The organism is Opitutia bacterium, from assembly GCA_016217545.1.
Taxonomy (GTDB): domain Bacteria; phylum Verrucomicrobiota; class Verrucomicrobiia; order Opitutales; family Opitutaceae; genus Didemnitutus.
In genome coordinates, this window is sequence record JACRHT010000002.1 from 580,648 (window position 1) to 591,212 (window position 10,565).

A 10,565-nucleotide genomic window follows, 5' to 3' on the forward strand; every position below is an offset into this window, starting at 1 on the left:
CGCTCGTCAGCCGCAGCCTTGAGCAAAGGCGGAAGGACGACGCGGATCCACCGCACCCGCACGCCGGTCGGCTGAGCGGCAGTCGACGCGCCAAACTCGCCTTGCCTCGCGCATGCGCGCGTTCTTGGCTGCGATCGCCCTTGGGCCAAGGGCGACACCGCCATGCCTCCCAAGCTTCCCAATGACGACGCGGCCGGCTACTTCGTCCAAATCGACGGTCAACTCCGCGGTCCGTTCAACCTCGAAGGGCTCGAATCGCTCGCCTGCCTCGGAAAAATCACGCCGGACTCCTCGATCCGACGCGAGAACGAGTCCGACTTCGCGGTCATCAAGACCACGCCGTTGCTCGCGAAACTTTTCCCAAAATACATCGAGCGCACCACACCCGCCAATTGGGGAAAGCCCGGCGCCCCCACCCCGGCGACCACCTCGGCTCCGTCGCGCAACCCGCTCGGCTTCGGCACCGCGAAATTCGAACGCGTGAACACCGCACCCGACGTCGGCCAGAAGGTCGACGTCACCACCTTGCTCAACGAAGTGCGCCAGATGGAGCGCGACGCCGGGCTCGATGAGCTAAAACCGGAACGCTTCCGCGTCTCGCGACGCACGCGGGATTTTTGGATCATGCTCATCACCGGCAACGCCCTGCTCCTCGGCGGCGGCATCGCCATGCAAAGCCTCACCAGCCTCGTCTTCGCCATCGGCGGCATGGGGCTATGGGGCTTTTCACCTTCGGGCTGCTCTGGTCGATGTATGGCGTGATGGACCGCTACTGAGCGCCGTCTCGCGATCGCGGGCGCGCTCCGGTCCGGCGCGTTCGGCAGAGATTGCGCTCCGCTGTGCCGGGGCGTCGTCGCATCGCGGTTGAGCGACGAACGGCGGGCAAACTCACTCGGTGTCCGATGATTCCGCTTCACGATTGGCTCCTGTTCGCCGCGGCCGCGTTCGGCCTCGTGCTCTCGCCCGGTCCCAACATGGTCTACCTGATCTCGCGTTCCATCTGCCAAGGCCGGCGCGCGGGCCTAGTCTCCCTGCTCGGCGTCGTCACGGGATTTCTGTTTCACATCGTCTGCGCCGCCGCAGGGCTGACGGCGATTTTCCTGACCGTGCCTTTCGCCTATGCGGCCCTCAAATACGCCGGCGCGGCCTACCTTTTCTGGCTGGCCTGGCAGGCGGTGCGCCCGGGCGGCGCCTCGCCGTTCGCGCCTCGCGAGCTGGCTGACGATTCGCCGGCGAAACTCTTCCGGATGGGATTCCTCACGAACGCGCTGAACCCGAAAATGGCCGTCTTCTACCTCTCGATTTTCCCGCAATTCGTGCACCCGGAGCTCGGGCATGTCTTCGCGCAGAGCCTGCAGCTCGGCCTCACGCAAATGCTCATCAGCTTCGCGGTGAACTTCGCGATCGTCATGACCGCTGGCACGATCGCGGCGTTCTTCGCGCAACATCCGGCGTGGCTCCGGACGCAGCGCTGGCTCATGGGCGGCGTGCTCGGCTTCCTCGCGTTCCGCCTCGCGCTCAGCGACCAGAAATAGCGGGGCGCGACCGGCGGCATCGACCGGCGTGAGGCGTTCATAATGTGCCATTCGCGTTTGTGATAACGCGCGCCGCTCGTCGAGGCGCCGTTGCTTATGACAAACGCGTGCCTTTGTTCGGCATCACCTCCCCCACGCATGCAGCTCGCCCCCACGCTCACCGAAGAAATCGACGCCCTGCGCCAGACCGTCCGCGATTTCGCCGCCAAGGAAATCGCCCCGCGCGCCGCCGCGATCGACGAGAAGAACGATTTCCCGCACGACCTCTGGAAAAAATTCGGCGAGCTCGGCCTGCTCGGCATCACCGTCTCCGAGGAATTCGGCGGCAGCGGCATGGGCTACCTCGCGCACCTCGTCGCGATGGAGGAAATCTCCCGCGCTTCCGCCTCCGTCGGCCTCGCCTACGGCGCGCACTCGAATCTCTGCGTCAACAACCTCTTCCTGAACGGCAACGCCGAGCAACGCGCGCGCTTCCTGCCGAAGTTGTGCTCCGGCAAATTCGTCGGCGCGCTCGCCATGTCCGAGTCCGGCGCCGGCTCCGACGTCGTCGGGTCCATGGCCTGCACCGCGACGAAGCGCGGCGGACGCTGGATCGCCAACGGCACGAAGATGTGGATCACCAACGGCCCCGACGCCGACGTGCTCATCGTCTACATGCGCACCGCATCGAAGGACCACGGCTCGAAAGCCATGACCGCCTTCCTCGTCGAGCGCGGCATGAAGGGTTTCAAGACCGCCCAGAAACTCGACAAGCTCGGCATGCGCGGCTCGAACACCTGCGAACTCGTGTTCGATGACTGCGAGATTCCCGAGGAAAACATCCTCGGCGAGGTCAACGGCGGCTCGCGCGTCCTCATGAAGGGCCTCGACACCGAGCGCTGCGTGCTCTCCGGCGGCCCGCTCGGCATCATGCAGGCCGCGATGGACGTCGTGCTGCCCTACGTGCACACGCGCAAACAATTCGGCTCCGCCATCGGCACCTTCGGCCTCATGCAGGGCAAGGTCGCCGACATGTATGTCGCCCTCCAAAGCGCCCGCGCCTTCAGCTACCAAGTCGCGCGCGCACTCGACGCCGGCGCTGGCCGCGCCGCGCGCAAGGACGCCGCCGCGTGCATCCTCTACGCCTCCGAGTCCGGCGTGAAAGTCGCCCTCGAAGCCATCCAGGCGCTCGGCGGCAACGGCTACATCAACGACTACCCCACCGGCCGCCTGCTGCGCGACGCCAAGCTCTACGACATCGGCGCGGGCACGAACGAGATCCGCCGCATCCTCATCGGCCGCGAGCTTTACAACGAAACAGCGAGCTGACGTGCTCGCCGCATGGATCATCGCAAGGTCGGAGCGTATTGGGACGCCAACGCCGACGCTTGGACGCGCCTCGCGCGCGCCGGCTACGACGTTTACCGCGACCACCTGAACACGCCGGCCTTCTTCGAGCTGCTGCCGCCCGTGTCGGGCCTGCACGGCCTCGACGTCGGCTGCGGCGAGGGCCACAACACCCGCCAACTCGCCCTTCGCGGCGCGCGCATCACGGGGCTGGATATCGCGGAAAAATTCGTCGCCCACGCGCGCGCCGAGGAAAAGCGCTCCCCGCTCGGCATCGACTACGTCTGCGCGAGCGCGGTCGAGTTGCCCTTCGCCGACGCGTCATTCGACTTCGCCACGGCGTTCATGGCCTTGATGGACATCCCCGACGCGAAGGCCGTGCTTCGCGAGAGCTACCGCGTGCTGCGCCCGGGCGGCTTCCTGCAATTCTCGATTTCGCATCCCTGCTTCGACACGCCGCACCGCCAAAACCGCCGCACGCTGCTCGGTCGCACCCGCGCCATCGAAGTCGGCGACTACTTCGACGGCGCCAAGCCCCGGGTCGAGGAGTGGATCTTCGGCGCGGCTCCGCAGGCTTTGAAAGCACAACTGCCGCCGTTCCGCATCCCGGTGTTCCACCGCACGCTCACCGCCTGGACCCAGCTGCTGCTGTCGGCCGGTTTCGTGATCGAGGCCTTGAATGAGCCTCGCCCCGACGACGAGACCGTCCGCCGCATCCCCGCGCTCCAAGACGCCCAAGTGGTCGCCTACTTTCTCCACGTCCGCGTCCGGAAGCCCCAGCGCGCGTGACCGGCCCGCCCAGCGCGAGGTGGTCGCCGCCGTCCCAAGCGGCGAAAAACTGTTCCCGCGCGGCGCGTGCCATGGGACGCAGCCAACGCCGCACCGCGAGCGTCCGCTCTGGCCTTGCCCTAACGTCTGACAGGTAGGGCGGGACCGCTGGGCCCGCCGGGAACGTGACATCGGCCAACGCGGCGGGCCCGGCGGTCCCGCCCTACCCCACGCGTCGAAGGCATCAACGTCTACGCCGCGGCAGCAGCCGCACCCTTCGCCTCTCCGCCAACTCAACCCGGCAACGCGAAGCACACGATCTGGTCCGCGTCGCGGTGGTTCGTCCAGAAATTCGTCCCATCGAACGCCAGCGCGCGCGCCGAGAAGCCGAGCCGCCCCACCGTCTTCGCCTCGCCGGTCGCCGGATCGAGCCGCTCGACGAAATACTCGTTGCTCTCCTCGTCGGTCGTCGTCGCGAGGTAGAAAGCTCCCTGCGCGAAACAGTGACCGACCACTTGATGCGGCGCGCGCAGCACGCGGCCGGCTTTTCCGTCGGCGCCGATCGAAATCAGTTTTTGCGGATACCACTGACTGAGCACGAGCGTCGCGCCGTCGTGCGAGAGGTGGGAGCCCATGCCATCCGGACACGCGACGCTGAACGCCGGATCGAAACCCTGCCCCGGCACGATGCGCCGGATGCGACGCTCATCGACGTCCACCGCATCCACGCCGCACACGGCGAACAGCGCATCGCCGTGCTTCGTCAGACCCCACACGGTGTCGTTGCCCGGCACGACGCACTCCCACGTCACCCGCAACGTCGCGCGGTCGACCGCGTAGACCTTGCGCGTCAGGCGCGAGCTCATCCAGAGCGTGCCGCCATCGACGCAAAGCGCCTGAGGCTTCGGGAACGGAGAGGCGAGGCGGTGGAGTTCGACGACATTCTTCATCGCGGGGCTTTGTAGCGACCGCGCCTTGCAAGGAAAGCGCGAAGCCAGCGTCTGCCTTGGGCGATGGCCCACTGTGCCGCCCTGTGTTTTCGCTCGCCGACGAAATATGCCGCGCCAACACTGCGCGCCCGATGCTGAACTACCTCTGGCTCGCTCTGGTCGCGTTGGCTGTGCTCATCGGCGGCGCCACCGGCCACCTCCCCGAAGTCACGAGCGCCGCGTTCCAAGCGGCGGAGACTGCGGTGATGAAAATCGCCCTGCCGCTCGCCGGCATCATGGCGCTGTGGCTCGGCCTCATGCGGCTCGCCGAGAAAAGCGGGCTCGTCCAACAACTCGCGCGCGGCCTCCGCCCGCTCATGCGCTGGCTGTTTCCCGACGTGCCGGCCGACCATCCGGCGCAAGGCTCCATGCTCATGAACATGGCGGCCAACATGCTCGGCCTCGCCAATGCCGCCACGCCACTCGGCCTGCGCGCCATGCGCGATCTCGAGACGCTGAACAAGACTCCCGGCACCGCCACGAACGCGATGTGCACCTTCCTCGCGATCAACACCGCGAGCATCCAGCTCATCCCCACGACCGCCATCGCCATCCTCGCCACGCAACACGCGCAGAATCCCACCGCGATCGTCGGCACGGCGCTCATCGCGAGTTTCTGCGCGACGACATCGGCGCTCCTCGCCGTGCGCTGGCTGCAGACGTGGCGCATGTTCCGCATCGAAGCCGCGACGCCCGACGCCAAGGCGGACGAAGCCAAGCCGGCCGCCGCAGCCGAGCCCGTGCTCGCCGTCGAACCCGCACCAATGAGCGGCCGCGGCCGGTTCGCCTTCGGCGCGTTGATCGCCGTGTTTCTCGGTTTGTTCGCCTGGATCGCGTTCGCGCCGGAGAGTTACCACGCGGCGACGACTTCGCTGCACCACGCCATTTTCCCGCCGCAGGTGAACGCGCCGGCCGCCGTCGGCTCGTCCGCGCAATCGCTGCCGTTGCGCGCGGTGGCGACGCTCTCGCTGCTCGCGGTGCCGTTCCTCCTCGTGTGCTTCCCGCTCTACGCGTTCCTGCGCGGCGTGAAGGTTTACGAAGAGTTCGTCGAGGGCGCGAAGGAGGGCTTCAACGTCTCGCTACGCGTCATCCCGTTCCTCGTGGCGATCCTGGTTGCCATCGGCATGTTCCGCGGCGCCGGCGGCATCGAGGCGATGAAGAGCGTGCTCGCGCCGATCCTCGGGCCGCTCGGTTTCCCGCCGGACCTGCTGCCCATCGCGCTCGTGCGCCCGTTGAGCGGCAGCGCGACCACCGGGCTCTTCACGGAACTCGTGCAACGCCTCGGACCCGACGCGCTGGTCACGCGCATGGCCGGCACGATCTACGGCAGCACGGAGACGACGTTCTACGTCATCGCCGTCTACTTCGGTTCGGTGGGCATCCGGCGCACGCGGCACGCGGTCGCGGCGGGCTTGTTCGCCGACTTCATCGGCATCGTCGCCTCGGTGACGATCTGCCGGGTGATGTTCGGGTGAGCGGCGCGAAACGGCTTCCCACCTGCATTTCTGGAAAAGCGGCGCCCAAACCTGTAGGAGCCTGCTTGCAGGCGACCGAGGACATCCTGTGCGGGCGGGCAATCAATCGCCTGCAAGCAGGCTCCTACAGCGGCTCCAGCATTCTTTCATTGAGAACGACCCGAGGAGGTGACGAAGGCGGAACCATGAGCAGAGCGGCGTGGCGAGGAGCCGCCACCCTGCCTTTCGCAGCAGTGCGCGCTACGCCTCGACGATCGCGGAGAAGCCGCTGAAGGCCATCCGCTTCACATCGAACGGCATCTTGTTCGGATCGCAGGCGGCCATCAGTTCGGGATCGGCCATGACGGCCTTGTTCACGCGGTCGCGGTGCGCGCGGGACTTGTAGGTCACGTGCGCGAGGACGATCGTCTCGCCGGGTTTCAGCTTCACGATTTTCGTGAACGGCGCGCAGAACTGGCCGCCCGGATCGTCCAGCACCGCCTCGCAGTAGCTGAGCGCGCCGTGGCGCTTCCAGACTTTCGCGGCGTGAGCGGCCATCTTGCGGTAAGCCGCGACATTCTTCTTGGGGATCGGGAGCAGGTATCCGTCGACGTAGGTGGGCATGGAGTGATGGAGTTGGGAGAGTTGCGTGGGCTATTTCGACTCGGCGAGGCGCTTGAGCTGGGCGAGGCCCTTCTCGAATTCGCCGCCGACCATCTTGTCCTGGTTCATGAAGAGGCAGAAAACCTTCCCGACGAAATTGTTTTCGCCGGTCATCGTCCACGTGACGACGGTTTGGTTGCCGGCCGGCTTGAGCGAATAGGTCGCTTCGCACACGGCCTCGAACGGCTTCAGAAACTCGAGTTTCATGCGCACGAGCTCGTTGGGGCGGCTCTCGACGATCGTCTGCTTGCCGGCCCCGACGTCGCTGTTGCCCGACCACGATTGCGCGGCGCCCACGCCGGCCGCCGGGCCGGTGAATTCGTAAGAGCATTTCGGATCCTTCTCCTTCCACGGCGCCCACTCGTGGGCTTGATGGAGATCGTTCAACCGCGGGAACAGCGCCGCGGGCGTCGCGGCGACGGTGGCCGAACGTTCGATGCGAAAATTGGACGGCTGGAACGCCGCGACGAGGCAAACGAGGCCGACGAGGGCCACGAGGATGAGGATGATTTTGAGGATCATGGGACGGGAAGCATTGTGGGGAAATCAGCTGTATCGGGCCGCGAGCAGCGGCGCGAACGCCCGGCGATGAACCCACGCGAGGTAGAGTTCGAGCGCGATGAGGACGAGCGCCATGGGGAGGCCGGTCGGCATCATCGTCGCGTTGACGAGGGCGATGTTGACGAGGATGGGCGCCAGAATCACCAGCGCGAGCGGCACGAAGCGATTGAGGAGCAGCAGCGCACCGACGGCGGCCTCGGTGCCTTTCACCAGCGCGAACAAGTAGCTGCCACGCATGCCGGCATCGAAGGCGACGAGCTTGGGCGGCAGCGATTCCGGCGGCGGCGCCGGGAACCAGTTCAAAAGCGCGCCGAGACCGAATACGAAGAAGACGAGGCCGAGCAGGATGCGGGCAACATGCCCGGCGATGCGGGCAAAGCGGGAGGGAGCGGGAGTCGTGGTCATGGGAAAATCACAGGCGCGCATCCGCCGGCTCGCCGCGCAACACGCGCGTGAGGCGGTCGAGATTCTGCTCGTTGGCGGGGATGCAAATCGGCGCCACCGCGTCGCGCACGGCCGGTGCGACGAAGCGCTGAAGAAACGTGACGAAGGTGCCGTCTTCGCGCGCCTCGAAGGTCGCGATCAGGTCGAAGCGCGGCTCGCTCACGTGCGCCATCTCGATGCGCTCGGGCGACACCGTGCGAAACACGGACGCGTTGTCGTAGTTCCGGCCGTCGGGGCCGTGCATCACATGGCGCCAGTGGCCGCCGGCGCGCGGCTCGAACTCGTGGAACGTGCAAGTGAAGCCGGTCGGTCCCCACCATTGGCAAAGGAGCCGGGCATCGGTCCACGCGCGAAAAACCTCATCGCGCGGGAACGGCAGCGTGCGGCTGGTGAAGAGTTCGCTGGCCGGATCGGCCGGAAGAGGAGCAGGCGTGGAGGACATGACGGGGAATGGAGGGCGCCACGGCGGCGCGTTCATCCTCTCAACGAACGGGCGGCGGCGTTCCGGACAGGGTAACGTGGAAAGCGGAAACGGGCGGCAGGCTGACGACCCGCCCTCCCGTTCGCACGGCAAAAATTCGCCTCGGGAGATTTCCCCGAAGTGGAATCGAGGCGCACTCTGTCCTTTCGCGCCCTTCCCGTTCGTCGTAACGATAAGAAACTCCCCCCCGCATGAGCACCCCTGCCCTCCCTCCGACCTACATGCTTCTGTTCCGCAACACCGGCCCGGAAGTCTTCGCGCACCTCTCGCCCGAGCAACGCCAACAGCTGATCACTTGCTGGAACGAGTGGTTCGAGGGGCTCGTCGCCGCCGGCAAAGCCAGCGAAGGCCAGCCGCTCGAGACGCACATCCGCGTCGTATCGGGCGCCGCGGGCTCGCGCGTCGTCGACGGCCCTTATGCCGAATCGAAGGAAGCCGTCGCGGGCTACGTCAAACTTCACGTCGGCTCGCTCGACGAAGCGACCGCGATCGCGCAACGCCATCCCGGACTCGAACACGGCATGAAGATCGAGGTGCGCGAACTCACGCCGCACTGCCACCTCGGCGTCAACACGAACGCCGCCCCCGCAGTCGCCAAGGCCTGACGCCGCGCATGCCCGCGCCGAAGGACATTCCCGCGATCGCCCTGCCGCTGCCGCGCTCCGGCGCCGCCGGCGAAGTCCCGCCAGCGCCGGCCGGCGCGAAGCCGGCGCAGCTCGTCGAGCATTTCTTCCGACACGAAACCGGCCGCCTCCACGGCACGCTCATCCGGTTGCTCGGCGTGAACCACATGTCCCTCGCCGAGGACATCGCGCAGGAAGCCCTGATGAAGGCGCTCCACACGTGGTCGATGGGCGGCGTGCCCGCCAACCCGTCGGCCTGGATCACACGCGTGGCGATGAACCTCGCGAAAGACGCGTTGCGCCACCGCCGCATGTCCGGGGCGAAAACCGACGCGATCGTCACCTTCCTCGATCAGACGCGCTCCGCCTCGACCGACACCGACCTCGCGAGCGAAGCGCCGGAAATCCGCGACGACGCGCTGCGGTTGCTCTTCGTCTGCTGCCATCCGTCGATCGCTGCCGACGCGCAGGTCGTGCTCGCGCTGAAAGTGCTCTGCGGCTTCAGCACCGGCGAGATCGCGCGGGCCTTCCTCAGCAGCGACGCCGCGATCGAGAAACAGCTCACGCGCACCAAGCAACGGATCGCGGACGCCGGCATCGGCTTCGACATTCCCGCCGGCGCCGAACTGGCCGCGCGCCTCGACGGCGTGCTCGCGACGGTCTATCTTCTGTTCAACGAAGGCTACAAAGCCAGCACCGGTGACCGTCTCCTGCGCGAGGATCTCTGCCACGAAGCGATTCGCCTCATGACGCTGCTCGTGGCGCACCCTTCCGGCAACACGCCGCGGAGCCACGCCCTGCTGGCGCTCATGCTGCTGACCGCGGCGCGCTTCCCTTCCCGCCTCGACGAACACGGCGACCTGCTGCGCCTCGACGACCAGGATCGCTCGAAATGGAACCAGGATCTCATCGGTCGCGGCCTCTTCGAACTCGTCGCCGCCGCCCAAGGCACCGAGATCAGCGAATACCACCTGCAAGCCGGCATCGCCGCCATCCATTGCACGGCGCCCGACTACGCGTCGACCGACTGGAAGCGCATCCTGAGTCACTACGACGAGCTGTTGCGGATGAAACCGTCCCCGATCGTCGCGCTCAACCGCGCCGTGGCCGTCGCGCACCTCAACGGCCCGCGTGCCGGGCTCGAGGCGATCGCCGAGATCGCCCAGCGCGACCGACTCGAGAACCTCTACCTGCTCCACGCGGTCATGGGCGAACTGCACTGGCGCTTGAAGGACCACCGCGCCGCCGCCGCGAGCTTCCGTCGCGCGCTGCAACTCGCGCACGTCGGCCCCGAGCAGCAATACCTCGCCCGCATGCTCGAGCGCGCCAGCGAGTCGCCGGGCGTGAACTGAGCGACGAGTGGCGTGGGCGCTCGCGTCGCGACGGCGCCGCGCTCCCCCGCACCAGCGGCCATCGCCGCCGGGACGGCGGCGACCACCTTGTAGGAGCCTGCTTGCAGGCGACCAATGACGTTCGCGAGCCGCAAGCGGGCGCGCTGATCCTTGATCGCCTGCCAGCAGGCTCCTACGGCTGCCGCGCGCGGCGCTCCAAAGCGGGGGGAGCATCTTGGCCCCGCATCGCTCGCCGGGAGCTGGAAGCTCCCGCTACCTTGCGCCGCACGAGGTGGGCGCCGCTGTCCCCAGCGGCGCCTCGGATCAGCGATGCACATGCCGACCTCCTTGTCGCCGCCGGGACGGGGGCGACCACCACGAAGGCTCACC

Annotated in this window: 12 protein-coding genes; 7 read left to right on the forward strand and 5 right to left on the reverse strand. The window is 67.2% G+C overall.

What is annotated here, in order from left to right; genetic code table 11:
- Positions 1-162 precede the first annotated feature (162 nt).
- From HZA32_02560 to HZA32_02575, 4 genes are all read left to right on the forward strand, one after another.
- Positions 163-762: a DUF4339 domain-containing protein gene (locus HZA32_02560; protein ID MBI5422940.1), complete on the forward strand. Its 600-nt coding sequence runs from the start codon at positions 163-165 to the stop codon at positions 760-762.
- A gap of 140 nt (positions 763-902) precedes the next feature.
- Positions 903-1,535: a LysE family translocator gene (locus tag HZA32_02565; protein ID MBI5422941.1), complete on the forward strand. Its 633-nt coding sequence runs from the start codon at positions 903-905 to the stop codon at positions 1,533-1,535.
- 138 nt (positions 1,536-1,673) lie between these two features.
- Complete coding sequence (locus tag HZA32_02570) at positions 1,674-2,843, forward strand: isovaleryl-CoA dehydrogenase (protein MBI5422942.1); 1,170 nt, start codon at positions 1,674-1,676, stop codon at positions 2,841-2,843.
- A 12-nt stretch (positions 2,844-2,855) separates the two neighbouring features.
- Positions 2,856-3,650 carry a class I SAM-dependent methyltransferase gene (locus tag HZA32_02575; GenBank protein MBI5422943.1) on the forward strand — a complete coding sequence of 265 codons (795 nt, stop codon included), beginning with the start codon at positions 2,856-2,858 and terminating at the stop codon, positions 3,648-3,650.
- Between the two features lie 272 nt (positions 3,651-3,922).
- Here the strand turns inward: HZA32_02575 and HZA32_02580 are convergent, their stop codons facing one another.
- Complete coding sequence (locus HZA32_02580; protein MBI5422944.1) at positions 3,923-4,579, reverse strand: hypothetical protein; 657 nt, start codon at positions 4,577-4,579, stop codon at positions 3,923-3,925.
- A 131-nt stretch (positions 4,580-4,710) separates the two neighbouring features.
- On the opposite strand from HZA32_02580, the gene HZA32_02585 reads away from it, so the two are divergent.
- Positions 4,711-6,093, forward strand: coding sequence for a nucleoside recognition protein (locus HZA32_02585; GenBank protein ID MBI5422945.1), 1,383 nt, complete (start codon positions 4,711-4,713; stop codon positions 6,091-6,093).
- A gap of 240 nt (positions 6,094-6,333) precedes the next feature.
- On the opposite strand, the gene HZA32_02590 is transcribed toward HZA32_02585, so the two are convergent.
- The 4 genes from HZA32_02590 to HZA32_02605 are packed head-to-tail and all read right to left on the reverse strand — an operon-like array spanning position 6,334 to position 8,182.
- A complete protein-coding gene (locus tag HZA32_02590) occupies positions 6,334-6,696 on the reverse strand; it encodes a DUF1428 domain-containing protein (GenBank protein ID MBI5422946.1) in 363 nt (120 codons plus the stop codon).
- A 30-nt stretch (positions 6,697-6,726) separates the two neighbouring features.
- On the reverse strand, positions 6,727-7,257 hold the full coding sequence (locus HZA32_02595; protein MBI5422947.1) for an SRPBCC family protein: 531 nt from the start codon (positions 7,255-7,257) through the stop codon (positions 6,727-6,729).
- Positions 7,258-7,281: 24 nt separating this feature from the next.
- Complete coding sequence (locus HZA32_02600; GenBank protein ID MBI5422948.1) at positions 7,282-7,701, reverse strand: DoxX family protein; 420 nt, start codon at positions 7,699-7,701, stop codon at positions 7,282-7,284.
- 7 nt (positions 7,702-7,708) lie between these two features.
- Positions 7,709-8,182, reverse strand: coding sequence for an SRPBCC domain-containing protein (locus HZA32_02605; GenBank protein ID MBI5422949.1), 474 nt, complete (start codon positions 8,180-8,182; stop codon positions 7,709-7,711).
- 230 nt (positions 8,183-8,412) lie between these two features.
- Here HZA32_02605 and HZA32_02610 point away from each other — a divergent pair, with 230 nt between their 5' ends.
- Together HZA32_02610 and HZA32_02615 are read left to right on the forward strand one after the other, a co-directional pair.
- Complete coding sequence (locus HZA32_02610) at positions 8,413-8,826, forward strand: hypothetical protein (GenBank protein ID MBI5422950.1); 414 nt, start codon at positions 8,413-8,415, stop codon at positions 8,824-8,826.
- 8 nt (positions 8,827-8,834) lie between these two features.
- On the forward strand, positions 8,835-10,196 hold the full coding sequence (locus HZA32_02615; GenBank protein ID MBI5422951.1) for a sigma factor, ECF subfamily protein: 1,362 nt from the start codon (positions 8,835-8,837) through the stop codon (positions 10,194-10,196).
- The last annotated feature ends 369 nt before the right edge of the window (positions 10,197-10,565 follow it).